This is a genomic window from Phyllobacterium sp. UNC302MFCol5.2 (assembly GCF_000686005.1).
Taxonomy (GTDB): domain Bacteria; phylum Pseudomonadota; class Alphaproteobacteria; order Rhizobiales; family Rhizobiaceae; genus Phyllobacterium; species Phyllobacterium pellucidum.
In genome coordinates this window covers 57,594-81,328 of sequence record NZ_JMLL01000012.1, presented here as the reverse complement: position 1 = coordinate 81,328, position 23,735 = coordinate 57,594, and the positions used below count along the sequence as shown (strand labels likewise).

The window sequence follows — 23,735 nt, the reverse complement described above, 5'->3', positions numbered from 1 at the left end:
CTAATGTCCGACCTTGGATAGTACGTCCGCCCGCAAGAATCGCTCCACAACCAGCATGAAGCCTATCGACGGCACGAGCAACAGAAGAGCGGTGATGGATGCAATCTGGTAATTGCCGCCGGCGCCCGCCGTATAGAGCAGCAACGGCAGGGTGTTCACATCCGGCGCGCCGACGAAGTAGCTGCCGGTGAATTCGTCGAGCGATTCCAGAAAAACGAAGATGGCGCTGGCGAGGAGGCCGGGAGCCGCGAGCGGCAATGTTACATCGCGAAACGCGCGCAAAGGGCCGGCGCCGATCGAGCGCGCTGCCTCCTCAAGATCGACGTCAACTGCTGCGAAGGCCGCCGTTGCAATCCATACCGCATAGACCAGCCCATGTGTCACATGGACGAGCACGACGCCGGTGATCGTACCGTTGAGGCCGATTTCATAGAAGAAGCGGGCAATGTTCACATAAACAGGCAGGTTGGGAAACGCCTGCGGTATCAGGAATGCCAACAGGATCAGCCCGCGGAAGGGCAGCTTAAGGCGTGACAGCGCATAGCCCGTCGGGATGGCAAGGACCAGCGATACGAGGACGGTGAGCGATGCGATAAGGATGCTGGTCGCGAGCGAGGACATGGCGTTGCCGCGCGACGAGAATACCCGTTGCCAGAAGCTGAACCCATATTCGAGCGGGAGCATATGCGGGAAATACCATTTTTCGGCGACTGTCCAGAGGACGAGATTGGTAAGGGGGCCGAAGATGATGAAGGCGATGAGGCCGAGAACAACGGCGCGCGGCAGCCACCAGAAATCGAAGCGAGCCGTCATGACCGCTCCTTCACCGAATGGCGCAGATAAATGAGGGCAACTCCGGCCGTCAGCAACAGTGAGATCATTCCGAGCGCGTTGGCGACGCCGTAGTCGCCATGGGCATTGATGCGGAAAGCGATATCCGCCGTCAGCATGGTCGGCGACTGGGCGTTTATCATCAAGGGCACCGAAAGCACCGACATCATCGTCACGAATGACAGGATCAGGCCGACGAGCAGTGTGCCCGCAACCTGCGGCAGCACGATTTCTATGAGAATGCGCAAGCGCGATGCACCGAGATTGCGCGCCGCCTCGATGGTGCTGCGGTCGAGCGAGGCCATCGCGCCCGCAAGGAGGAGCGTCACGAAAGGGGTCTGCTTCCAGACGAAAGCGATAACGATGCCGCGCCAGTCCAGAAATCCTGTTGTTTGCAGAGGTGTCAGTATGCCGAGACTGACCAGGACATTGTTCATCAACCCGTTCTTGGCGAGAAAGGTGCGCATGACCTGGCCGACGACGATGAACGGGATGAACATGGGCCAGCGATAAAGCCAGCGCAGCACCGCCACGGCGCGTGGATTTTCGCCGAGGGTGAGGTAGCCGCCAATGGCAATGGCAATGATGCCGATGAGGGCCGTCGAAATCGCGACGATGACGAGCGTAAAGATCATGTCGCTCGAATAAAGATCGAAGGATTTGGCGAAATTATCCAGGCCGAACCGGTCGCCGACCTCGAACGCGCCGATGATGGAGGCCGCGAGCGGCACGATGAAAAACAGAAGGATCATCGCCAGAGCGGGCAGGACAAGCAGGAGGGCTAGAAGACGTTTGGGCATGAACTGGTCCGGATGAGGAGTGGCCGCCGGGGGGTGCCGGCGGCCCAGTTGCTATCAGTTGGCGACGTTCTTCTCATAGGCTTCGAGGATGGCCTTGTTGTAAGGCGCGATCGGGAACGGCTTGCCCTTGCTGGCCAGGTCATCAGGCGTGATATCGACGAAGAGCTTGTCCCAGCTCGCCTTGTCCAGTTCCGGCTGCACAAATTTCGCGTCGATGCCCGGGTACCAGTTGAAGCGCTTGACGATGCCATCCGCCTGCACTTTCGGGCTGGTTGCCAGTGCAACGAACTTCTCGGCGAGTTCCGTATTCGGGCTCTTCGCGGGAATGACATAGTGCATGGGCTGGCCTGGCATGCCCGGCGCAGGCAGGATCAGTTTCATTTCCGGCGGAAGCTTGCCGTCCGCTTTCCACGAATAGAACATATCGACCCAGACCGGACCCATGGCAATTTCGCCACGGCTCAGCATGTCAAGTGTCCCGGCATTGCCAGGCGTGAGCGTCGCGTTGGTGGTAAAATCCTTGAGGCTGGCGAAAGCCTTGTCCCACTTTTTGGTTTCGGCTTCCTCGAAGGGTCCGTTCATCAGCTTTGTCGCATCGCCATCGCCGAAAGCATAGATCCAGCCCATGACGAAGCTGACCCCAGAAGCGCCGCCCTTGATGCCGTTATAGCCGAACTGCTTCGGATTTTCCTTGGCCCAGCTTACGAGCTCCTGATAGCTCTTCGGCGGATTGGGCACCGTGGCCGGATTGTAGGCAATGGCGGTCTGGCTCGAGAACATGGGCATGACATAGCCCTCGACATTGGCGCCGAGCGCAAGCTTCGCCTTTTCGCTCGTCACCATCTTACCGGACGGAATCTTGGATTTGTAGGCTTCAAGGTAGCCGTCAGCGACGAGGGGTCCGGCGAATTTTTCGTGGACCACAGCGACGTCCACATCCCACTTGTCTGCGTTGGCTTTCGCCTGCGCGTCGAAGCGCTCGACGATCTTCTGCGAACCGGCATCGCCTGGGCCCGTTCCGACAACGCGCACCTTCGCGCCGGGATTTTCCTTCTCGAAGAGCGGTGCAAGGTAATCATTCACATAATCTACCATGTTCTGGTCGCCCGCGGTCACCACAGTAAGATCCGCGGCGGCCGCCGGTGTTGTGGCGAGGCCGAGGATGATCGAAGCTTGAAGAAGATGTTTCATTCCGTAACTCCCTGAGCAAGATTTGGTTATCAACTCTATTCCCTGGCGCACTTAGGTAGGGCGCCAAAACTCCGTGCGAACGCCATCACGCGTTGAAGATGAAGAGCGAACTCTCCGGCACATGTACCTTCACTGTTTCGCCCTGATCGAAGGGCCGGTCGGCGTCGACGAGAATCTCCTGGTTGCCGAGATGCACGGCATGGCGCCAATGTCCGCCGGGATAGGTGACGCTTGCCACCTGGCCGCGCAACTCGAGGGCGCCAGCTGCAGGCGTCGTCTTCTCGCCGTTGCGGACGAGGCTCGCGGCCTCGGCGCGAAAACGCAGTTCAACTGGCCCGCTTGTGACGTCCCGGCCGCCACGTCCTGTCACGGTCGGTGGGCTCATCGCGCTCTCCATCAGCTCGATATGTTCGCCGCTCACCCTTGCCTGCATTGTCAGAAGGTTTTCGGCGCCCATGAAGGCGGCAACGAAGGGTGAAGCCGGCCTGTTGTAGACGTCTTCCGGCGTTCCCTGCTGTTCGATGCGCCCCGCGTTCATGATGACGATGCGATCGGCCATTACCATGGCCTCTTCCCGATCATGGGTGACATGAATGGCGGTGATGCCGAGCCGCTTCTGCAGCGAGCGAATTTCATGGCGCACTGTCAGCCGGATCCGCGCATCGAGGTTTGACAAGGGCTCATCGAGGAGCAGGATTTCCGGATCGATCGCCAGGGCCCGGCCAAGCGCCACGCGCTGGCGTTGGCCGCCTGAAAGCTGGCCGGGTTTGCGACTGCCAAGGCCGCCAAGGCCAAGCAGTACCTGCATTTCGGTCACACGCTTTTCTATGTCACCACGCGAGCGCCCCTGCAGCTTCAGTCCGTAGCCGATGTTCTGCGCGACCGTCATGTGCGGCCACAGGGCGTAGGATTGAAAGACGAGGGCCATGCCGCGTTTGTCCGGGGGCAGTTGCGTCACGTCGCGTCCGGCGACCGAGACTGCTCCGGCCGAGGGTTTGGCAAAGCCGGCGATTGTTCTTAAGAGTGTCGTCTTCCCGCAGCCGGACGAGCCGAGGAGCGCTACGAATTCGCCCTTGCCGATCGAAAGGTCAAGATCGGTCAAGACGGTTGTCCCGCCATAGCCCACACTGAGATTCTCTACCTTGAGAAAAGCCTGCCCGTTCATTTTCTTCCCCGTATTGCACAGCTGCGCAATTATTTTCCTTGTACTGTCTTTTTATAACAGTCCCGTGACAAGCGAAAAATTCAGTGACGCGTTTTTCGCCTGCGGACAGCCATGACGTGCCAGGTTCGTCCAACCCTTCGCAACCTGCGTTAAATCGTAACAATTGCGTGACCGACAGTTGATGGCTGGCCCGCGCCCCGCGAAAAACCCAATTGCCGCCTATAGGTGGGACGTGAAACGAAGTCGTGCACCTTATGAATATTACAAAACTATAATTTGTAATGGGCTGCCGGAGGGGTAGTTCTGACATGTTCGATAGAGTTCGAGAAAGAGAACACGTCATGAAGCGTATAGGCCTTGTGATCGCAATTCCGGTCATGATCGGCGTCGGCTATTTTCTCGCCTATCCCGAACTCTCGCTTCGTGCCTCTGCACCGGACAAGGGCGCAATGCCGACAGGCTCGCTCTCCGCAAGCGGGGGCAATGCACAGGCGCAGACAAAGAAGCGCAATGCGATCGTGCCACTCGTCGTGGTTGCAGAGGCGAAGAAAGAGGACGTTCCGGTTACGAAAACGGTCGTCGGGTCGATCGAGCCCATTGAGACCGTCGCGGTTCGCCCGCAGATTGATGGCGTCGTCGTCGAAAAGCACGTCATCGATGGCCAGATGATCAAAGCCGGCGACGTGCTTTTCAAACTGGACGATCGAGCGCTCAATGCAACGCTTGCCAAGGACCAGTCCTTGCTTGCGAAGGATGAAGCCAGCCTCGTGTCGGCGAAACTCGATCTTTCGGGCGCGCAGGATCTTGCCAAGCAACGTGTGGGTACGGACCAGCAGGCCTATCAGGCGGATGCCGCGGTAAAGGTCATCGAGGCGACGATCGATATGGACAAGGCGCAAATCGCGGCGGATCAGGTCCAACTTTCTTATACGACGATCAAGGCTGCGATCGACGGCCGCGTCGGGGTCGTCAATACCTCCGTCGGCAATCTGGTACGCACCGCCGATACGACGAACCTTTTGACGATCACCCGCATGGCTCCGCTGCGCGTCGCGTTCACGCTTGCCGAAAGCGATTTGCCGGCGTTGCGGGCGGCGGTCGCCAGTCATCCGGCGTCCGTCCAGATCAAGCTTCCGGGCAGCAATGATGTTATCGCGACCGGGACGCTCAACTTCATCGATTCCAGCGTCGACACCGCATCCGGCACCATCGTCCTCAAGGCTGATATTGCCAATGAGGATGGAGCGCTTTGGCCCGGGCAATATGTGAAAACCGTTGTCGATCTCAGTCTGCAGAAGGACGCGACGACTGTCCCCCTTATCGCCGTGCAGCAGGGCAATAGCGGCTCATTTGTCTTCCTTGTCCATCCCGACAAGAAAGTGGCTATGCAGAACGTGACGCTCGCCAATACCGTCGGCGAAACCGCTGTCATCGCGTCGGGCATCCAGCCTGGCGATCAGGTCGTGGTTGACGGCCAATTGCACCTCCAGGACGGGGCGACTGTGCAAACGACGACGAAGGAGGCGCAAGCAGCCCCCGTGCCAGACCCTGGCAGTGACAACAAGGCGCTGCCCGTCGAGGCCGCCCAATGAATCTTTCTGCACTCTTCATCCGGCGGCCGATTGCGACGATATTATTATCCGTCGCACTCGCAGCTTCGGGGATATTTGCCTATAAGTTCCTGCCGGTTGCGGCCCTGCCGCAGGTCGATTTTCCCATCGTAACGGTTTCGGCGAAGCTCCCCGGTGCATCGCCCGATACGATGGCCAATGCGGTCGCAACGCCGCTTATCAAGCAATTTTCTACGATCCAGGCCATTTCGACGATCAGTTCGACGAGTACGCTCGGCTCGACCCAGATCACGCTCGAATTCGATCTCAACCGCGACATCGACCAGGCCGCAGCCGATGTCGAAGCGGCGATCGCCAGTACGCTCCGCCGCCTGCCGCCGAATATGACGACCCCGCCGAGCTACCGGAAGACCAATCCCGCCGATGCACCGGTGGTTCTCGTTGCGTTGCAGAGCGACACGATGCAGCTCTCGAAGCTCGACGACTACGCCGAAAATGTCATGTCGCCGGCTTTCTCGACGATCAGCGGTGTTGGCGAAGTCCAGGTTCTGGGTACCAAGCAATATGCGGTGCGCGTCGAAGTCGATCCCAATGCGGCAACGGCGCGCGGCATCGGTCTCGACGAATTGACCACCGCGGTGGCGGCTAAAAACTCGATTGCTCCGGTAGGCACCATATCGAGCCCGACGCAGCAAATGGCGATCCAGGCCAATACCCAAGCGGAAAACGCTGATACTTTCCGTCAGATCATCGTTGCCGCGCCCAACGGAAAGATGGTGCGGCTCGGCGATGTAGCGCGCGTCATCGATTCGGTCGCGACGACCCAGACCGAAAGCCGCTATGACGGCAAGCCGTCGCTGGTGCTGGCCGTGTTCCGGCAGCCCGGCGCCAATACGGTAGACGTGGTGGACCGCGTGCGCGAAATCCTGCCGCAGTTCGAAAAGGATCTCGGCCCATCGGCCAGCATTCATATCGTCAACGATCGTTCGGCATCCATCCGCCAGGCCGTCTCCGATGTGCAGTTCACCCTGCTTCTGACGATTGCCCTTGTTATATTGGTGATCTTCGTCTTCTTGCGCCGGCTCTCCGCTACGCTGATACCGGTCGTTGCGGTTCCCCTGTCGCTCATTGCCACGCTCGGGGCGATGTATGTCCTCGGCTTTTCCATCGACAATATTTCGCTTCTGGGTCTGACACTTTCGGTGGGTCTCGTCGTCGACGACGCCATCGTCATGCTCGAAAACATAACCCGGCATATCGAAGAGGGGATGCCCCCATTCGAAGCGGCGCTGAAGGGCAGCGAGGAGATCGGCTTTACCATTATTTCAATCACCACTTCGCTGGTGGCGGTGTTCATTCCCATCCTTTTGATGGGCGGCGTCGTCGGACGCATATTCAATGAATTCGCGGTCGTCGTCACCGTTGCGATCTGCGCCTCGGCTCTTATATCGCTCACGCTGACGCCGATGCTCTGCAGTCATTTGCGCGGCCACCAGAACGAGACGGAAAAGAAGAAGCCACCCCTGACCGAACGCATATTCGACGCTGTTCAGGGAGGTTATGGGCGCCTGCTCGACATTTGCCTGCGTGCCCGTCCAGTCATCCTTGTCGTTTTCCTTCTGACCGTTGTCGCCACGGTCTACCTCTTTTCGACGATCAACAAGGGCTTCCTTCCGACCGAAGATATCGGACAACTATCCATCTCGACGGAAGCGCGGCAGGACATCTCTTATGATGCGATGGTGGCACTGCAAAAGCAGGTGGCGAGTGCCGTATCCGGCCGTCCCTATGTTGCCCATGTGGTTTCCAGCGTAGGCGGCGGTTTCAACTCCGCAAGCCTCAATCAAGGGCGGCTGTTCGTGGAGCTGAAGCCGAAGTCCGAACGGATGCCGTTGGAAGAACTTCTGCGTGACCTGCGGCAGACGCTGGCAAAAATTCCGGGCATTACCAGCTATCCCGTCGCCGTTCAGAACCTGCGTATCGGCGGCGTATCCTCGAATGCACAGTATCAATATGTACTGCAGAGTGTCAGTTCGACGGATCTCTATCCCTGGTCGCAAAAAATGCTGCTCGCCATGCAGCAGGAGCGGCAGACATTCGTGGATGTGTCGAGCAATCTGCAGAACAATGCCCTACAGGCCAACCTCGTCATCGATCACGACAAGGCGCAATTGCTCGGCATCAATTCGGACCAGCTTCGTAATACGCTTTATTACGCGTTCGGCACGAACCAGGCATCGACCATCTTCGCCACAGGCGACAGCTACGAGGTCATCGTCGAGCTTGACCCCGATATTCCGTGGACAGCCGACAAGCTCGACCAGATGCAGATCCGCTCGACCACGACCAACAAGCTCATTCCGCTTTCTGCCTTCGCCCGGGTGGAGCGCACCACGGGTCTCCTTGCAGTCAACCAGCTCGGCCAGCTCCCCGCAGTCACGATCTCGTTCAACCTGCCGCAGGGCGTGTCGCTCGGTCAGGCGATACAGGAACTCGACACGCTGAAGACGCAGCTCGGCGTGCCAACGACGATAACCTCCACCTTCACGGGAACGGCCCAGGTATTCGAGCAATCGCTGGCAAATCAGGGCTTGCTTGTCGGCGCGGCGATTTTGACGATCTACATTGTGCTTGGAATTCTCTACGAGAGCTTCGTTCACCCGCTGACCATCCTGACCGGACTGCCCGCTGCTGCCGCAGGCGCGCTGGCCACACTCGAGCTCTTCGGCTACGACCTCAGCGTCATCGCCATCATCGGCATCCTGATGCTGATCGGTATCGTCAAGAAAAACGCCATCATGATGATCGACTTCGCGCTGGTCCGGCAAAGGGCGGGCGAAACGTCGCTTGATGCCATCCGCGAAGCGTGCCTTGTCCGTTTCCGGCCTATCATGATGACGACGCTTGCTGCATTGATGGGCACAATTCCAATCGCGATTGGTGCAGGCGCAAGTTCCGAGTTGCGTCAGCCGCTCGGTGTCGCGGTTGTCGGCGGCCTCATCGTTTCCCAGATACTTACGCTGTTCATCACGCCGGTGATCTTCCTCTATATGGAAGACCTGTCGCGGCTTCTCGGCAAGGCCGCAAAGCGGCTGTCGCGTAGCGCCCATGTTCCCGAGGCAGCAGAGTAACGCCCCCCCAACCTGCTCAAAACATAGGCAAATCGACGCCCTTACGTGTCGAATTTTTGAGCGTAGGCCGATATATATGTCATCGACGAAAGGGCATCGGGTCGTCGGCGGGCGTGAGCCGTTCACGAAACCGGCGATTCCTCGATTTTGCCCGGCGCCCCACACCCATCGCGTCAGTTGGCACACAAATTGCTTTAATGAAATCATCCAGCAAGTCGCGCCCAAATCAACGAGACGCTTGCGGCAGGATCACTAGGCAAATTACGTGTGAGAGAACGCAAAATGACAAAATACAAGCTCGAGTACATCTGGCTCGACGGTCACGAACCGGTACAGAATCTTCGCGGCAAGACGCAGATAAAGGAATTCGCGGAATTCCCCACGCTTGAACAGCTTCCTCTCTGGGGCTTCGATGGCAGCTCCACCAATCAGGCCGAAGGCCGCAGCTCGGATTGCGTGTTGAAGCCGGTTGCCGTTTATCCGGATCCGGAGCGCACGAACGGCGTTCTCGTCATGTGCGAAGTCATGATGCCAGATGGCGTCACACCGCACGTTTCCAATAAGCGCGCAACCGTCCTTGACGATGACGGCGCCTGGTTCGGCTTCGAACAGGAATACTTCTTCTACAAAAACGGTCGTCCGCTCGGTTTCCCGAAAGCCGGTTACCCGGCGCCGCAAGGGCCGTACTATACAGGCGTTGGTTATAGCAATGTCGGCGACGTCGCCCGCAAGATCGTTGAAGAACACCTCGACGTGTGCCTTGCTGCCGGCATCAATCATGAAGGCATCAACGCCGAAGTCGCCAAGGGCCAGTGGGAATTCCAGATTTTCGGAAAGGGCTCCAGGAAGGCTGCCGACGAAGTCTGGCTCGCACGTTACCTGATGCTCCGCCTGACCGAAAAGTATGGAATCGACATCGAATGGCACTGCAAGCCGCTCGGCGATACGGACTGGAACGGCTCGGGCATGCATGCCAACTTCTCGACCACCTACATGCGCGAAGTTGGCGGCAAGGAGTATTTCGAGGACCTGATGGCAGCATTTGAATCGGCGCGCGCCGATCACATCGCCGTCTATGGCCCGGACAACCACATGCGCCTGACGGGCAAGCACGAAACTCAGTCGATCCACACGTTCAGCTACGGCATTGCCGACCGTGGTGCCTCGATCCGCGTTCCGCACAGCTTCGTCAACAGCGGCTACCGCGGTTATCTGGAAGATCGCCGTCCGAATTCCCAGGGCAACCCCTACGAGATCGCTTCGCAGATCCTCAAGACGATCGCTTCGGTTCCGGTTGAAATCGAGCAGCGGCTCGCCGCAGCGGAATAAATCCATTGTCACGGCGCGGCGTTTTGCTGCGCCGTGACATTTCAGATTGTTCGATAGTCCCGAACAGGGTCCGGTCAGACATTGCGCGAAACTGGAGCAAATTAGCTCTGGCGCCCAAAGACCTCACTCGGCAACGCCGCTTCGCGCGTTGACTGAATCGTGATGCGACGAATTAAATCGCATATGGATAGACGCGTGGGTGCGCGCTACGTTAAAACCCAAAGAGGCACTTCCCGGCGATGCGCTGCTCATGCTGGAAAGCGTGCTGTTAAACTTTGGGGGGAACTGACGATGACCATCGAAAGGCCGCAACGCCCGCGCACCCATCCGGCGCGATTTCATCAGTGTCAGTTGGCGATTGAGGACGAGGTGATTGAACTCGTCGGCAGGGCGTGCGACGCCGGCTGGCATCGTGACGAAATCCTTTCAGCCATGATGGAAGTCATCGATGACCTCGCGCTTGCACGTCGTGAGGATGTGGCTATTTCGGTCGAAGTGCGGGTCTCCCGGCTCCTTGGGAGAAGCCAAGGGTAAGTTGGCAGGCCGAGGCCGACCCTCCTGCACTGATCAGCCCATTTTGCTGGTGCGCAATGGCAGGCCGGAGGCAACAACCTTCGAATCCGGGTCATTCACGCCAATCTCAGCTAGTTTCGCAATGATCGCATCCCGGATGGGGCCTCCCTGATCCGTTGGTCCGATAATGATGCGGTCGATTAGTTCGGGCAGCTCGATGCCGGTCAAATGGTTGCCCGGGTCATTCTTCAGCGGCAAGGCGTAGACGGGCTGCGGGATTCGGTCGATAACCTCGTGCGTCTTGAAGAGCCGTTTTGAAGGCCAGAGCAAGGGATTGGTCAGAACGCGCCATTCGCGCTCATCACGCAGGCCCGGATGCTTCCAGCAAGTCACTGCGAAAAGCAGCATCAGGAACACGACTTCCGTGAGCGCACCCTTGCTGAGCTTTGCCAGAAAATCCCGGTTTGAAGCGACACGGTGGGCCACAAGTTTGAACTCGTCGTCAAACTGCTTGTTGGTCCAGTAGGTCACCGGGCCGGGATATGCCTGAAGTGCATCGGTCATTTGTATGAACGGCGCGACGTTCACGACGGCGGCAACGGCGACTTCCTCGTCGTCGAAGGCCCGCCACAGCGATAGCCGGCCGGTCGAGTGCTCTTCGAGATCGTGCTCGGCAACGGACAAGACATAGGTCTCGTTGCGTAATCGCGGCAGCCACAGCTCGAATTTCTTTACCCCGTCCTGCCAGATGCCGGGCATGCAGAATTCGAGCGTCTGCGCAAGTTGTGCGGTGCGGCCGCTATCGTTCAGCCATTCCTGAACCTTTGCGGCCGCGTATTCCGTGTCACCATCGTCATTCATGCACCTTGCATTTCGAAACCAGACTTGCTGCCTGTCGAGAATTCCGAATAGGTTCGCTGCGGTCGTATAGTGCACAAAGCGCGAATGTCGTTTGATCGACGCTCGCCCTTCAAAGGCAGTCGGCATGAAAATGCTGAGCATTTTGACGACTACCGGATCCCATTCTTCCATGACTGTTACCGCATCTCTGGATTGGCGAGTCGCCACTCTGCGCTTGCCATTTGTGATCGGCAATGCCTCGCTTTGCCACGTCCACTTCTACAGGTCCGCGCTTGCGTCAACCTGTTTCCCATGGCGACGATCGACGCAAAATGGAGACGGATTTACTGACCGCAAAAGCGGGCTGTCGCCGTTCCGATCGACTGGAATTTGCCGTTGGCGGTGACGACGCTGGCGCAGACTTGAGTCCGCGCGTTCCACCAGTAAGCCGTATTGTCCTGGAAGCTCACGGAGGCGTAGCCACGTGCCGTCATTTGGCTTGCGGCTGACTTTGCGGGCTTGTTGACGAGATCGGCAAGGTCTGTAGGCGCACCACCACCTCCCGCTGTCGCGGTTGCGGCCATGCCGGGCGGCAGGGTTGATGCGGGAACTGCGTTCGCATCGTCGCCAGTTGTCGACTGACATCCGGCCATTGCAAATGTCGCTAACAGAATGAGTGCACCTGCACCACGCATGTTCGTCTCTCCCCCATAGACTGCTACGCCGAGAGTTTGACATGTCTTGGTTCAAAGTGCACCAGCAGATTGTTGGCAGGCGAGGGGTGCCGCTCAACCTTGGCTATGCCGTAGCGTGATCTCAACCGCCGGTCCATTGCGAACGGTCTGGTACACCACGCAATAGCGTTCCGTCAGCTTCAGTAATTGATCCAGCTTGTCTTGCGGCGCATTGGTGTCGAGATCGAAGACGAGACGGATTTGCTTGAAGCCGACAGGCGCGTCCCTGTCGACACCGAGCGTGCCACGGAAGTCGAGGTCTCCTTCTGCCGCGACACTGCCGGATTTCAAGGGAATTTCAAGAGCCGTGGCCACGGCCTTGAGAGTTACGCCGGCGCAGGCCACGAGGGCTTCAAGCAACATGTCGCCTGAGCAAAGCTCCATGCCGCTGCCGCCAGTGGCCGTGTGCAGCCCCGCGACGGCGAGCGCCCGCCCTGTTTCCACCTTGCAGGCTATGTTCTGGTCGTCGATGCTCCCTTGCGCTTTAAGCGTGATGAAAGCATCCTCGGGGTTTGCGCGGTAGCGATCCTTGATGGGCGCCTGGATTGCGCGCAGTTGAGCAGCATCCATGATTGGTCTCCCTGGTTCGGATGTCTCAACATAGCATAGTTGCGAAAGACGGCAGTGCGGCCGTCTTTCGCCCTTTACTACTGCAGCCTAACTCGCCTTCGGCTTCACGTTCTGGTTCATCCGGAAGAGATTTTGCGGATCGTAGCGGTGTTTGATCGCGGCGAGCCGTTTGTAGTTGCTGCCATAAGCTTCCTCGACACGGTCAACTTCATCGCCGGGCATGAAGTTGATATAGGCCGTTCCAGTCGCATGCGGCCTCATGGCGTCATAGAGGCCACGCGCCCATCCGATACACGCCTTGTCCATTTCCGGTGTTTGCCAGCGCGCATGGACGTTCATAACGAAGTGCGAGTTGCGTTGCGGAAACGCTGTTGCCTCCAGGGGGACGCGGCCAGCGGCTCCGCCAACATGGGCGGTGAAGATCTCACACTCGGGACCCGGAAGATTTCGCACGGCTTCGGTCAAGACTTTGATCGAAGCATCCGACAGTTCGGCAAGGTCGTGGCTCTTCCAATAGTTGCGCGCGCCCGGCGCAAGCAGTGGATCGAAAGCCTGTTGCCAACCGGCAAAGGGCGCCGGGCCGACGACATCGGCGATCGGCTTGCCGATCGAGCGCAGCCGCTTTGTCGCCTGTTCGCCGTCTTGCACAGCGCCGCAATAGCACATGGCGAGTATAAGCACCTCCTTGCCGTGCCATTCGGCGGAAAGAAACGGCAACGGGGGCGCCTGCCGCATGACGGTCCAGCAGGTGAGTTCATCCGGCGCCGTTTCGAGCGCGGCCCGGTATTCCTTGAGGACGGCTTCGGCATCGGCGAAAGGATGCACGACGAGTCCGGCGAGGACGTCGGGTCCGACCTTGTTCAATTGAAACTCGAAGGCGGTAACGATGCCGAAGTTTCCGCCGCCGCCGCGCAGGGCCCAGAAAAGGTCGGGGTGCTCGGCCTCGCTCGCATGCACAAGTTCGCCATCAGCCGTTACAACGTCGGCCGAAAGGAGATTGTCGATCGTCAGGCCGAACTTGCGGGTGATCCAGCCAAAACCGCCGCCGAGTGTCAGCCCGGCAATACCGGTGGTGGAGTTGATGCCGGTGGGAACAGCCAATCCGAAGGCCTGGGTTTCTCGATCGACATCGGCCAATGTGGCGCCCGGTTCGACTCGCGCAAGCTTCGCCGCAGCATCGACCTGCACGGATTTCATCTGCGACAGGTCAATCACCACGCCGCCGTCGCAAACGGCGCTGCCGGCTATGTTGTGCCCGCCGCCGCGGACGGAAACGAGTAAACCGTCACCCCGCGCAAAACGCACCGCATTGACGACGTCGTGTGCATCGGCACAACGAATGATGAGGCCGGGCCTCCGGTCGATCATGCCATTCCAGATCGACCGTGCCTCGTCATAGGAAGCGTGCTTTTCGCCAATAAGGCTCCCGCGCATTTGTGCGGCGAGCGCTTCGACTGCACTGGCACTGATGTTCTTCTTACCGGATTCCAGGGTAGATAAGCCCAAATCGTTCATGATCAGTCCTCCGTTGGGCGGGAAGCGCATTCCTGCCCTTCAATGCGGAGTTTGATCCCCCATCGGCACTACCGCAAGTTCTGGAACTGTACTGGTCGCCCGGTGCTGGCCCCCCTTGTGCCCGGCGTTCCTTATGGAATCCTTATGCGTTTGCGGCTGACGCCGTCTCGAATTCCTATTTCGTAAAGAGTCATACTCCGCGCCGTCAGGAAAGCTCCGGCAATAGTTGCCGGGGCCGTCGCTGATTGATTTTATAACCTTATCCATGGGTTGACCGCTTTGATCGGGTTCATGGATAGCAAGGAGTATCTGCGATGGATTTGATCTTTCTCGGGGTCGGCGTGGTGCTGATCGCCCTCTCGCTGGCTTATACCAAAGCCTGCGATAGTCTTTGACTTGAGGAGCGCGAGATGACCCTCGACTATATTCTCGGCGGCGCGGTGACCCTCTTCCTGCTCGCCTATCTCACCTACGCCCTCGTTCGCCCAGAGCGCTTCTGAGGCTTGGAAAGCTGAATTCATGACTATTAACGGATGGATACAGATTCTCGTCTTTTGCGGGATCATCATTGTGCTCGTCAAACCGCTCGGCGGTTATATGACGCGCGTTTTTGGCGGCGAGCGAACACTGCTTTCGCCTGTCATGGTGCCCATCGAGCGAAGCCTTTACCGCCTCGCCGGCACGAATGAGCGCGAGGAGCAGCACTGGCTTACCTATGCGGTCGCGCTCCTGCTCTTCAATATTGCCGGCTTCGCCCTGCTTTATGCCTTGCAGCGCCTGCAGGGCGTGTTGCCGCTCAACCCCGCAGGCATGGGCGCGACGGAGCCGGGGCTCGCTTTCAACACCGCCGTCAGCTTCGTCACAAATACCAATTGGCAGAACTATGGCGGCGAAAGCACGATGTCCTATCTCGTGCAGATGGCCGGCTTCACCGTGCAGAACTTCGTTTCGGCGGCCACCGGCATCGCTATCGCCATCGCGCTTATCCGCGGTTTTGCCCGAGCGTCCGGCAAGACCGTCGGCAATTTCTGGGTCGACATGACGCGCAGCACGCTCTATGTGCTCCTGCCGATCTGCGTGGTGCTGACGCTGGTTTATGTCTATCTCGGCGTGCCCCAGACCCTTGGGAGCTATGTCGACGCGACGACGCTCGAAGGCGCCAAGCAGACGATTGCCGTCGGACCGGTTGCGACGCAGCTTGCCATCAAGATGCTCGGCACCAATGGAGGCGGGTTCTTCAACGTCAATTCCGCGCACCCATTCGAAAACCCCGATGCCATCTCGAACCTCATCCAGATGGTGACCATCTTTGCCATCGGCGCGGCGCTCACCAATGTGTTCGGCCGTATGGTCGGCAATGAACGGCAGGGCTGGGCGATCTTCGCTGCCATGGGCGTTCTCTTCCTCGCCGGCGTCGTCATTTGCTATTGGGGCGAAGCCGCTGGCAACCCGCTGGTTCACGCGCTCGGCATCGACGGCGGCAACATGGAAGGCAAGGAAGCGCGGTTCGGCATCGCCCTCTCGGCGCTCTTTGCAGTGGTCACGACGGCCGCTTCCTGCGGCGCGGTCAATGCGATGCACGACAGCTTCATGGCGATCAGCGGCATGGTACCGCTCATCAACATGATGCTTGGCGAAGTTGTCATCGGCGGCGTCGGCGCCGGGCTTTACGGCATCCTGCTCTACGTCATCATCGCCGTCTTCATTGCCGGCCTGATGGTGGGACGCACGCCGGAATATCTCGGCAAGAAGATCGAGGCCAAGGAGGTCAAGATGGCGATGCTCGCCGTTCTGTGCCTGCCGCTCGCCATGCTCGGTTTCACCGCCGCCGCCAGCGTCCTGCCTTCGGCCGTCGCCTCGGTCGCAAATGCCGGTCCGCACGGGTTTTCCGAGATCCTCTATGCCTATACCTCGGCGGCCGCCAACAACGGCTCGGCTTTCGGCGGTCTCACCGGCAATACGCCCTGGTACAACGTCACACTTGGCATCGGCATGTGGGTCGGCCGCTTCTTTGTCATCATTCCCGCATTGGCGATCGCAGGTTCGCTCGTGACAAAGAAGACGATTCCTGAATCCGCCGGAACGTTCCCGACGCACAGCCCGCTTTTCGTTGGGCTCCTGGTCGGAGTCATCCTGATCGTCGGAGGTCTCACCTTCTTTCCGGCACTCGCCGTTGGCCCGATCGTCGAACACCTCGCCCTCGGCCTTGGCCAGACGTTCTGATGGAGCCCGCCATGCGTCACGGTTACTTGCAATTCAACCCGCAGACCCGCGCCAAGAAACTGGCGCGGGGTGCTGCCAAGCGCGTGCGCGCCTCGGACATCATTCTCGGCATGACGCTGATGACGATGCTGATCTGGCTCGCTGCATATGCCCTCATTCATCTTCACAGCTGGAGTCTCTCATGAGCCAGTCCAAATCTCCGAGTCTCATCGACTCCTCCATCCTGCTGCCGGCTATCGGCGGCGCCTTCAAGAAGCTCGACCCGCGCAGCCTTGCCCGCAACCCGGTGATGTTCGTTGTTGCCGTCGTCTCGGCTTTGACCACGGTTCTCTTTCTTAAAGATCTTGCATCTGGCAGCGAAAGCCTCGGCTTCACCTTCCAGATCATCCTCTGGCTCTGGTTCACGGTGCTCTTTGCCAATTTTGCCGAGGCCGTCGCGGAAGGGCGCGGCAAGGCGCAGGCGGATTCGCTCCGCAAGGCCCGGACCGAAACCCAGGCCAAGCTGCTTTCGAGCGAAAAGGACACCAAGTTCAAATTGGTGCCCGGCACGAGCCTTAAAGTCGGCGATCTCGTCCTCGTCGAGGCCGGCGATATCATACCTTCCGACGGCGAAGTCATCGAGGGGGTCGCCTCGGTGAACGAATCTGCGATCACCGGCGAGTCGGCCCCGGTCATCCGCGAGTCCGGCGGCGACCGTTCCGCTGTCACCGGCGGCACGCAGGTGCTGTCAGACTGGCTGAGGGTGCGCATTACCGCTGCGGCCGGCTCGACCTTTCTCGACCGGATGATTGCGCTTGTCGAAGGCGCCGAACGCCAGAAGACCCCGAACGAGATCGCGCTTAATATCCTTCTTGCCGGCATGACGCTGATCTTTGTCCTCGCAACTGCGACCATACCGAGCTTTGCCTCCTATGCCGGCGGCGCCATTCCGGTGGTGGTGCTTGTAGCGCTGTTCGTGACGCTCATACCAACGACGATCGGCGCGTTGCTTTCGGCCATCGGTATTGCCGGCATGGACCGCCTTGTCCGCTTCAACGTCCTCGCCATGTCGGGGCGTGCTGTCGAGGCGGCAGGCGACGTCGACACGCTGCTTCTGGACAAGACCGGCACCATTACCTTCGGCAACAGGCAGGCAACCGAACTGCTCCCGGTCAAGGGCGTGTCCGAAGAAGAACTTGCCGACGCCGCGCAACTCGCATCGCTTGCAGACGAGACGCCGGAAGGCCGCTCGATCGTCATCCTAGCCAAGGAGAAATACGGTATCCGTGCCCGCGACATGCAGACCTTGCACGCCGATTTCGTGCCGTTCACGGCGCAAAGCCGCATGAGCGGCGTCGATATTGACGGCTCCTCGATCCGCAAGGGTGCAGTTGATGCCGTGCTCGCCTATGTCGACCAGTCGACCGTAGCTGCAGTTGCAGCTGTCGGCGGCAATGTGGCGACGATCGTGCCGCGACTTGGCGCCGACGTCGTGCGCGACCTGCAGTCTATCGCCGACCGTATCGCCAAGGCCGGCGGGACCCCGCTTGCCGTCGCGCGCGACGGCAGGCTGCTCGGCATCGTTCACCTCAAGGATATCGTCAAGGGCGGCATCCGCGAGCGTTTTGCCGAATTGCGGCGCATGGGCATCCGTACTGTGATGATCACCGGCGACAACCCGTTGACCGCAGCCGCCATCGCTGCTGAAGCCGGCGTCGATGATTTTCTCGCGCAGGCGACCCCGGAAAACAAGCTCTCCCTCATCCGCGATGAACAGGCGAAGGGCAAGCTCGTTGCCATGTGCGGCGACGGCACCAACGATGCTCCGGCTCTGGCGCAGGCGGATGTCGGCGTGGCGATGAACACTGGTACAGTCGCAGCCCGCGAGGCTGGCAACATGGTCGATCTCGACAGCGATCCGACCAAGCTCATCGAGATCGTCGGCATCGGCAAGCAGTTGCTGATGACCCGCGGCGCGCTGACGACGTTTTCGATCGCAAACGACATAGCCAAGTACTTCGCCATCATCCCGGCGATGTTCCTTGCCTTCTATCCGCAACTCGGCGCGCTCAATATCATGGGCCTGCAGACGCCGCAGAGTGCGATCCTTTCGGCGATCATCTTCAATGCTCTGATCATCGTCGCGCTCATCCCGCTGTCGCTGAAGGGCGTCAAATACCGGGCGGTCGGCGCCGCCTCGCTCTTGCGGCGCAATCTTCTCCTCTACGGCCTTGGCGGCGTGATCGTTCCCTTCGTTGGCATCAAGGCCATCGACGTGATCATAACCAGCCTCGGCCTTGCATAAGGATCATTCCAATGTTGAAACAACTCAAACCCGCGCTGGTCATGATCGTGGCGCTGACCGTCATCACCGGCCTCATCTACCCGCTCGGCATGACAGGTCTCGCCCAGGCGATCTTCCCGCGTCAGGCCAATGGAAGCCTGATCGAAAAGGGTGGCATTGTCGTCGGCTCCGAATTGATTGGTCAGGCCTTTACAGGCGAACAATACTTCCACGGCAGGCCGTCGGCGGCCGGCGACGGCTATAACGCTGCCGCTTCCAGCGGCTCCAACCTCGGCCCGACCAATCCGAAGCTGATCGAGCGGATCAACGCCGATGCTGCAGCGCTCAAGGAAACCAATCCTGATGCGGCAGTGCCGATGGATCTGGTGACGACCTCCGGCAGCGGGCTCGACCCTCACATCTCGCCGGAAGCCGCCTATTTCCAGGTGCCGCGTGTCGCCAAGGCACGGGGAATGGACGAGGCGAGCCTGCGCCAGCTGGTGGACCGGCAAGTCGAGGGTCGCGAACTTGGCTTCATGGGCGAACCGGTGGTGAATGTGCTGGCCCTCAACCTCGCGCTCGACGGGGTAAAGGCGCCATAATTGTGATCGTGCCGGAGACTGGCAAACGCTGGTCTCCGGTGCTGCCTCAGGGTTCTCCTCGGTCGCGAGATTGATTTCGGAGAGTTTAAGAAATGCATGACCTTACCTTGATCCTGGCGATTGCGGTGGTTGCCTTCCTGGCTTACCAGGCCGAGGTCGATGATCGGCCACCCGCCGACCAGGAACCCCCGAAACGGGCACGCACAGCCAACTGGAAATTGCGGGTCGGCGCGATTGCCATCGTTGCCCTGCTGTTCGTTGCGATGTTCCTGACCTGAATTCGTCTTCGGCGGTGACGGATGTTCAGATCCACACCTCCGCGACCGTGCGCCCGTCGCGTTCCAGATCCTCGAAACTATGGAGACGCGAGTCAAGTTGCCGCACTCAATCCGTGTCCTTCATTCCTACAGATTGCTTGCAATCCATTCAGCCGCGATCTCGCGAATTGGCATTCGCTTGGCTCGTTTCGGGACGAGCACATTGTACCGTCCTTCGGGTGTGACAACGAGATCGCCCAGGCGAACGAGCGATCCGTCTTGCAGAAAACCATTCACGAGGACGTTCCATCCAAGCATGATTCCCTGTCCGGCCCGCGCGGCCTGCAAAGCGTCCGCGTAATGATTGAATCGCAGGCTCGGTTTTGGAACATGCGCCTTGATATCAGCACGCGAGAACCAGTCGCCCCAGGAGTACCAGGTTCTTTCGGAGACATCGTTTGCAATGAGGTCGGCGTTCGAATCGTAGAAGTGCGCGGGATTTTCGAGGCGCATTGCATATTCGGGCGAGCAGACAGGAAAAATCGTATCGGGCCTCGAAGCAATCACTTCCGCATCTTCGAATGGCGGAATTCCAAAGCGGATAGCCACATCGACTTCGCCGGATTCAAGTTGAATACGGGCATCCTGCGAAACCACGCGCATCTGTACCGAGGGAAACCGCTGTCGAAATTCACTCAGCCGGGGCAGAAGCCAGAGTGTGGAGAAAGCAAGTGTGGCGCCGATCGTGACTGTCTCGGTGCGATTGCTTGATCTTATAAGGTCGACGCTTTCGCTGATCGCCGAAAAGCTGTTGGCGAGCGACGAAGCCAGCATGAGGCAATTGGGTGTCGGCTCTATGGATCTGTGCTTGCGCACGAACAGCTTGGTTCCAAGGTCCGTTTCGAGCGAGCTTATTTGCCTGCTGACCGCAGACTGCGTCACGCCGAGTTCAGCCGCTGCGAGCGTGATGCTTTTATGCCGGGACGCCGCCTCAAGGGCGACCAATGCATTCAAAGAAGGAACGTTCTTTCGAAAGCCAGCCAAAGGGCACCTGTTGAAACGACACGCCAATCATCAGCCAGTGTCGGCTTTGCATGATATTTTCTCAAGCGAATTATGAGTATTTCTGCCGTTGAAGGTTGTGTTGATCAAGAAGATTATTTTCAAAACCAGGAGAGATCGACCATGCTTCAGACGCGCACTGAAATTTCGACGCTGCTGGACAGCCGTCGCGCGGGATATTCGCTGCCCGCCGAGTTCTATGCCCGTCAGGATATTTTTGAAGCCGACATGGACGTTTTCTTCCGTCGCCATTGGATCTGTGTCGGGCTCGAGTGCGACGTGCCTGAACCGGGCGACGCTCAAGTCATCGATGTCGGACAGACCAGCGTCATTCTTCTGCGCGATGACGACAACGAGATTCAGGTCGTGCACAATGTCTGCAGGCACAGGGGCTCCCGCCTTCTCGACGCGGGATCGACCGTGATTTCAAAACTCGTCTGTCCCTATCACCAGTGGACTTACGAACTGACAGGCGAGCTCATTCACGCCCCGCACATGGGTTCCGATTTTGACCGCTCATGTCACAACCTCAAGCCCGTACACTTCAAATCAATCGGCGGGCTGATTTATGTTTGTCTATCCGACAACCCGCCCGCCGATGTGCAGCGCCTTGCCGACACAATGGAAGAAAGACTGGCGCCCTACGACATCGGCAATGCCAAGGTGGCGTACCAGTCAGAGGTCATCGAACGCGGCAACTGGAAATTGACGATCGAAAACAATCGCGAGTGCTACCATTGCTCGGCCAATCATCCTGAGCTTTGCGTCTCCTTCATCGACCTCGATTTCGGATTTGACCCGGCAAGTTTGAGCGAGGAGGACCGGGCCGAAGCTGAAGTACATCAGGCGCTTTATAAGGAGCGCACCCGTATCTGGGAGGAAGAGGGGCACAAATCGGCGGTCGTTGAAGGCGTTGTGAATTGCACCACGAACTTTCGAACGCAGCGCCTGATCATTGCCGGCGCCGGAGAATCCCAGACACCTGATGCAACTGCGGCTTCAAATGTACTTCTAGGGTCCATGACACGGAAGGATCTGGGGGATACGCATCTATGGGGCCACAATTGCTGGCATCATTTCATGGGCGACCATGCGGTGATCTCGATAATAATTCCGTTGAGCCCCGATACCACGATGGTCAGAACAAAGTGGATCGTTCACAAGGATGCCGTCGAAGGCGTGGATTACGATCTCGAGAAACTGACCAGCGTGTGGGTCGCGACAACTGAACAGGATGCCGAACTAGTCGCCCGGGCGCATTCCGGTGTTCTCGATCCGGCCTACGAACCTGGCCCTTACTCGAGGTTCACCGAACAGCAACTCGATAACTTTGCCACCTGGTATGTCGACCAGATGCGTGAGAACGGATACTGAATATGCTGTCTCCACTATCGTGCAGCCAGGACGGCCTTTACTGGGATCCAGCGCTCAACCAAAGGATGACCTGCGCTGATATCCGCGACGAAACCCATGATGTAAAGACGTTCACCTTTGTGTGCAGCGAGAGGCGTTACTTCAATTTCAGCGCCGGGCAGTATTTCAGCTTCGAAGTCGAAACCGGTGGGATCGTTGAACGTCGTTGCTACAGCATATCGTCCTCGCCTTTGCGCCCGAGATCAATTTCAATCACCGTGAAGCGCGTCGAAGGCGGCCTCGTCTCGAATTGGCTGCACGACAATCTTGCTCCGGGAATGGAAATTCAGGCGCAAGGTCCGGTGGGCAACTTTAGGGTGCCGACTGAGTCGGAAGGCAAGTATCTGTTCCTGTCCGGCGGCTCCGGCATTACGCCGTTGATGTCGATTGTTCGGGCCTACGACGACGCGCATCTGTTTCCCGACATCGTTTTTCTGCATGCGGGAAGAACGCCGCAGGATTTCATCTTCCACGACGAGCTCGAATTCCGCGCCCGGACGATGCGGAATTTTCGATTGATCCTTCTGCCGGAGAGGATGGGTAGCAAGCCCGGATTTGTAGGTGCCGTTGGCAGACTGTCGAAAGAATATCTCGGTTCCGCCGTGCCGGATCTTGCGGAGCGCTTCACCATGTGCTGCGGACCCGCGCCATTCATGGCGGCCGTCCGCGGAATATTGGGTGAACTTGGCGCAGATCCGACGCGGTACCTCGAGGAAAGCTTCGATCCTGTGCCCGATGACATTGCAGTCGCTGCGGAAAGCGCTGGCGAGGCTATCGTCCCGAAATTCAAGGTGACATTTGCGCGGCAGGCAAAGGCAATCGAGGTTTCTGCAAGCCAATCGATATTGTCCGCGGCAAAGAAATCCGGCGTCCGGCTCCCTTCTTCCTGCGCAAGCGGAATTTGTGGAACGTGCAAGTCCAAGCTGGTCAGCGGCAAGGTCGACATGCAACATGGCGGCGGGATCCGGCAGCGCGAAATTGATGCCGGCATGTTCTTGCCATGCTGTTCAAAGCCGCTGACCGACCTTGTCGTGGACCGGTAGCTGCGGCTTGCTGCGCTTGAAGAGGGGTAATGCAATGAAGGGCCGCAACGAAGCTCTCCAGTCGTTCGTCGATGCCGCGTTCACAGCTTTCAATGAGTTTGCGCAAGGGCCGGAGTCGCGCCAATCGATCCAGAAGTTATTCTCAGCACTTGATATACCCGGGACGCCGGCGTCGCGCGCGGGAAGCAGGTTGCCCGCTTGCTCCAATCTGGACAGCGCACTTGGCGTCGAGGCCGGGCACGCGTCCCTGGCCCGACTTGTCGATCGGTTCAGGCAGATCGAGCCGTCTGTCGAATGGCGTCGCCGTTCCAGCAACAAGACTGCGAGCGACAATTTTGTCGATGGCCATGCAAATGCGATGATTCTTGGTCCTGGCGGGCTCGAACAACGCACCGATATCTGGCTCGGCGCTACCTTGTTGGCGCCGAATGTGCGCTACCCGGACCATGACCATTCACCCGAGGAGGTTTATCTCGTACTTTCGGAGGGTGAGTTCAGGCAGGGCGAGGGTGAGTGGTTTTCGCCCGGAATTGGCGGCTCGTTCTACAATGTGCCGAACATCAAGCACGCCATGCGGTCCCTCGACAACCCTCTCTTTGCATTCTGGGCCCTGTGCACGGACAAAGCAGCTTAATAGTCATCTGAGTCGGGCAGCAAACAAAGTGCGGTGAGCCTTGGCGCA

The 23,735-nt window shown here is 58.8% G+C and carries 22 protein-coding genes; 13 read left to right on the top strand and 9 right to left on the bottom strand.

Annotated features, from left to right (window positions below):
• The 4 genes from BR48_RS0115075 to BR48_RS0115060 all read right to left on the bottom strand — a co-directional run bounded on the left by BR48_RS0115075 (position 1) and on the right by BR48_RS0115060 (position 3,987).
• Positions 1 to 813 carry an ABC transporter permease subunit gene (locus tag BR48_RS0115075; RefSeq protein WP_027232075.1) on the bottom strand — a complete coding sequence of 271 codons (813 nt, stop codon included), beginning with the start codon at positions 811 to 813 and terminating at the stop codon, positions 1 to 3.
• On the bottom strand, positions 810 to 1,631 hold the full coding sequence (locus tag BR48_RS0115070) for an ABC transporter permease subunit (protein WP_027232074.1): 822 nt from the start codon (positions 1,629 to 1,631) through the stop codon (positions 810 to 812). Before BR48_RS0115070 ends, BR48_RS0115075 begins: the two co-directional genes overlap by 4 nt.
• 54 nt (positions 1,632 to 1,685) lie before the next feature.
• Positions 1,686 to 2,822: an extracellular solute-binding protein gene (locus tag BR48_RS0115065; protein WP_027232073.1), complete on the bottom strand. Its 1,137-nt coding sequence runs from the start codon at positions 2,820 to 2,822 to the stop codon at positions 1,686 to 1,688.
• 85 nt (positions 2,823 to 2,907) lie between these two features.
• Positions 2,908 to 3,987 carry an ABC transporter ATP-binding protein gene (locus BR48_RS0115060; RefSeq protein WP_027232072.1) on the bottom strand — a complete coding sequence of 360 codons (1,080 nt, stop codon included), beginning with the start codon at positions 3,985 to 3,987 and terminating at the stop codon, positions 2,908 to 2,910.
• Positions 3,988 to 4,328: 341 nt separating this feature from the next.
• Between BR48_RS0115060 and BR48_RS24670 the strand changes: the two genes are divergently transcribed.
• The 4 genes from BR48_RS24670 (at position 4,329) to BR48_RS24660 (ending at position 10,552) form a co-directional block, all read left to right on the top strand.
• Positions 4,329 to 5,579 carry an efflux RND transporter periplasmic adaptor subunit gene (locus tag BR48_RS24670; protein WP_051615034.1) on the top strand — a complete coding sequence of 417 codons (1,251 nt, stop codon included), beginning with the start codon at positions 4,329 to 4,331 and terminating at the stop codon, positions 5,577 to 5,579.
• Complete coding sequence (locus BR48_RS24665) at positions 5,576 to 8,689, top strand: efflux RND transporter permease subunit (RefSeq protein ID WP_036814626.1); 3,114 nt, start codon at positions 5,576 to 5,578, stop codon at positions 8,687 to 8,689. The genes BR48_RS24670 and BR48_RS24665 overlap by 4 nt, the downstream gene beginning before the upstream one ends.
• Before the next feature lie 282 nt (positions 8,690 to 8,971).
• Entirely contained in the window at positions 8,972 to 10,018 is a 1,047-nt protein-coding gene (locus BR48_RS0115045) for a glutamine synthetase beta-grasp domain-containing protein (protein WP_027232071.1), read from the top strand.
• 291 nt (positions 10,019 to 10,309) lie between these two features.
• Positions 10,310 to 10,552, top strand: a complete 243-nt coding sequence (locus BR48_RS24660; RefSeq protein ID WP_036814624.1) for a hypothetical protein — start codon at positions 10,310 to 10,312, stop codon at positions 10,550 to 10,552.
• Positions 10,553 to 10,585: 33 nt separating this feature from the next.
• Here the strand turns inward: BR48_RS24660 and BR48_RS0115035 are convergent, their stop codons facing one another.
• The 4 genes from BR48_RS0115035 to BR48_RS0115020 all read right to left on the bottom strand — a co-directional run bounded on the left by BR48_RS0115035 (position 10,586) and on the right by BR48_RS0115020 (position 14,190).
• Positions 10,586 to 11,392, bottom strand: a complete 807-nt coding sequence (locus BR48_RS0115035) for a hypothetical protein (RefSeq protein ID WP_139217683.1) — start codon at positions 11,390 to 11,392, stop codon at positions 10,586 to 10,588.
• A 323-nt stretch (positions 11,393 to 11,715) separates the two neighbouring features.
• A complete protein-coding gene (locus tag BR48_RS0115030) occupies positions 11,716 to 12,024 on the bottom strand; it encodes a hypothetical protein (RefSeq protein WP_139217682.1) in 309 nt (102 codons plus the stop codon).
• Between the two features lie 135 nt (positions 12,025 to 12,159).
• On the bottom strand, positions 12,160 to 12,675 hold the full coding sequence (locus BR48_RS0115025; protein ID WP_027232068.1) for an OsmC family protein: 516 nt from the start codon (positions 12,673 to 12,675) through the stop codon (positions 12,160 to 12,162).
• A gap of 87 nt (positions 12,676 to 12,762) precedes the next feature.
• Positions 12,763 to 14,190, bottom strand: coding sequence for an FAD-binding oxidoreductase (locus BR48_RS0115020; RefSeq protein ID WP_027232067.1), 1,428 nt, complete (start codon positions 14,188 to 14,190; stop codon positions 12,763 to 12,765).
• A 410-nt stretch (positions 14,191 to 14,600) separates the two neighbouring features.
• On the opposite strand from BR48_RS0115020, the gene BR48_RS25885 reads away from it, so the two are divergent.
• The 6 genes from BR48_RS25885 to BR48_RS0114990 all read left to right on the top strand — a co-directional run bounded on the left by BR48_RS25885 (position 14,601) and on the right by BR48_RS0114990 (position 19,556).
• On the top strand, positions 14,601 to 14,690 hold the full coding sequence (locus BR48_RS25885; RefSeq protein ID WP_081815899.1) for a K(+)-transporting ATPase subunit F: 90 nt from the start codon (positions 14,601 to 14,603) through the stop codon (positions 14,688 to 14,690).
• Positions 14,691 to 14,709: 19 nt separating this feature from the next.
• Positions 14,710 to 16,413 (top strand): potassium-transporting ATPase subunit KdpA, encoded by a 1,704-nt coding sequence (kdpA, locus tag BR48_RS0115010; protein WP_027232065.1) that lies wholly within the window; start codon positions 14,710 to 14,712, stop codon positions 16,411 to 16,413.
• Between the two features lie 11 nt (positions 16,414 to 16,424).
• The gene (locus BR48_RS0115005) at positions 16,425 to 16,598 is read left to right on the top strand and encodes a hypothetical protein (RefSeq protein ID WP_153669709.1); all 174 of its coding nucleotides are present in this window, start codon (positions 16,425 to 16,427) and stop codon (positions 16,596 to 16,598) included.
• Positions 16,595 to 18,697, top strand: coding sequence for a potassium-transporting ATPase subunit KdpB (gene kdpB, locus BR48_RS0115000; RefSeq protein WP_027232063.1), 2,103 nt, complete (start codon positions 16,595 to 16,597; stop codon positions 18,695 to 18,697). The genes BR48_RS0115005 and kdpB overlap by 4 nt, the downstream gene beginning before the upstream one ends.
• Before the next feature lie 11 nt (positions 18,698 to 18,708).
• On the top strand, positions 18,709 to 19,278 hold the full coding sequence (gene kdpC, locus BR48_RS0114995; protein ID WP_027232062.1) for a potassium-transporting ATPase subunit KdpC: 570 nt from the start codon (positions 18,709 to 18,711) through the stop codon (positions 19,276 to 19,278).
• A gap of 92 nt (positions 19,279 to 19,370) precedes the next feature.
• Positions 19,371 to 19,556, top strand: coding sequence for a hypothetical protein (locus tag BR48_RS0114990; RefSeq protein WP_027232061.1), 186 nt, complete (start codon positions 19,371 to 19,373; stop codon positions 19,554 to 19,556).
• Between the two features lie 126 nt (positions 19,557 to 19,682).
• Here BR48_RS0114990 and BR48_RS0114985 read toward each other — a convergent pair whose 3' ends face one another.
• Positions 19,683 to 20,579 carry a LysR substrate-binding domain-containing protein gene (locus BR48_RS0114985; RefSeq protein ID WP_027232060.1) on the bottom strand — a complete coding sequence of 299 codons (897 nt, stop codon included), beginning with the start codon at positions 20,577 to 20,579 and terminating at the stop codon, positions 19,683 to 19,685.
• Positions 20,580 to 20,720: 141 nt separating this feature from the next.
• Between BR48_RS0114985 and BR48_RS0114980 the strand changes: the two genes are divergently transcribed.
• Genes BR48_RS0114980 through BR48_RS0114970 form a run of 3 tightly spaced genes read left to right on the top strand, consistent with a single transcriptional unit; the run spans position 20,721 to position 23,687 of the window.
• Positions 20,721 to 21,971, top strand: coding sequence for an SRPBCC family protein (locus tag BR48_RS0114980; protein WP_027232059.1), 1,251 nt, complete (start codon positions 20,721 to 20,723; stop codon positions 21,969 to 21,971).
• A gap of 2 nt (positions 21,972 to 21,973) precedes the next feature.
• Positions 21,974 to 23,053 (top strand): hybrid-cluster NAD(P)-dependent oxidoreductase, encoded by a 1,080-nt coding sequence (locus BR48_RS0114975; protein ID WP_027232058.1) that lies wholly within the window; start codon positions 21,974 to 21,976, stop codon positions 23,051 to 23,053.
• A 34-nt stretch (positions 23,054 to 23,087) separates the two neighbouring features.
• Entirely contained in the window at positions 23,088 to 23,687 is a 600-nt protein-coding gene (locus BR48_RS0114970; RefSeq protein WP_027232057.1) for a dimethylsulfoniopropionate lyase, read from the top strand.
• Positions 23,688 to 23,735 lie beyond the last annotated feature (48 nt).

Bases quoted from the DNA above. Each gene is read 5' to 3' on its own strand.
- BR48_RS0115065 (WP_027232073.1), bottom strand. From the start codon at position 2,822: ATGAAACATCTTCTTCAAGCTTCGATCATCCTCGGCCTCGCCACAACA.
- BR48_RS0115020 (WP_027232067.1), bottom strand. From the start codon at position 14,190: ATGAACGATTTGGGCTTATCTACCCTGGAATCCGGTAAGAAGAACATC.
- kdpA (WP_027232065.1), top strand. From the start codon at position 14,710: ATGACTATTAACGGATGGATACAGATTCTCGTCTTTTGCGGGATCATC.
- kdpB (WP_027232063.1), top strand. From the start codon at position 16,595: ATGAGCCAGTCCAAATCTCCGAGTCTCATCGACTCCTCCATCCTGCTG.
- BR48_RS0114980 (WP_027232059.1), top strand. From the start codon at position 20,721: ATGCTTCAGACGCGCACTGAAATTTCGACGCTGCTGGACAGCCGTCGC.
- BR48_RS24670 (WP_051615034.1), top strand. From the start codon at position 4,329: ATGAAGCGTATAGGCCTTGTGATCGCAATTCCGGTCATGATCGGCGTC.
- kdpC (WP_027232062.1), top strand. From the start codon at position 18,709: ATGTTGAAACAACTCAAACCCGCGCTGGTCATGATCGTGGCGCTGACC.
- BR48_RS24660 (WP_036814624.1), top strand. From the start codon at position 10,310: ATGACCATCGAAAGGCCGCAACGCCCGCGCACCCATCCGGCGCGATTT.
- BR48_RS0114975 (WP_027232058.1), top strand. From the start codon at position 21,974: ATGCTGTCTCCACTATCGTGCAGCCAGGACGGCCTTTACTGGGATCCA.
- BR48_RS0114970 (WP_027232057.1), top strand. From the start codon at position 23,088: ATGAAGGGCCGCAACGAAGCTCTCCAGTCGTTCGTCGATGCCGCGTTC.
- BR48_RS0115060 (WP_027232072.1), bottom strand. From the start codon at position 3,987: ATGAACGGGCAGGCTTTTCTCAAGGTAGAGAATCTCAGTGTGGGCTAT.
- BR48_RS0115070 (WP_027232074.1), bottom strand. From the start codon at position 1,631: ATGCCCAAACGTCTTCTAGCCCTCCTGCTTGTCCTGCCCGCTCTGGCG.
- BR48_RS0115075 (WP_027232075.1), bottom strand. From the start codon at position 813: ATGACGGCTCGCTTCGATTTCTGGTGGCTGCCGCGCGCCGTTGTTCTC.
- BR48_RS24665 (WP_036814626.1), top strand. From the start codon at position 5,576: ATGAATCTTTCTGCACTCTTCATCCGGCGGCCGATTGCGACGATATTA.
- BR48_RS0114990 (WP_027232061.1), top strand. From the start codon at position 19,371: ATGCATGACCTTACCTTGATCCTGGCGATTGCGGTGGTTGCCTTCCTG.
- BR48_RS0115025 (WP_027232068.1), bottom strand. From the start codon at position 12,675: ATGGATGCTGCTCAACTGCGCGCAATCCAGGCGCCCATCAAGGATCGC.
- BR48_RS25885 (WP_081815899.1), top strand. From the start codon at position 14,601: ATGACCCTCGACTATATTCTCGGCGGCGCGGTGACCCTCTTCCTGCTC.
- BR48_RS0115035 (WP_139217683.1), bottom strand. From the start codon at position 11,392: ATGAATGACGATGGTGACACGGAATACGCGGCCGCAAAGGTTCAGGAA.
- BR48_RS0115045 (WP_027232071.1), top strand. From the start codon at position 8,972: ATGACAAAATACAAGCTCGAGTACATCTGGCTCGACGGTCACGAACCG.
- BR48_RS0115005 (WP_153669709.1), top strand. From the start codon at position 16,425: ATGCGTCACGGTTACTTGCAATTCAACCCGCAGACCCGCGCCAAGAAA.
- BR48_RS0115030 (WP_139217682.1), bottom strand. From the start codon at position 12,024: ATGGCCGGATGTCAGTCGACAACTGGCGACGATGCGAACGCAGTTCCC.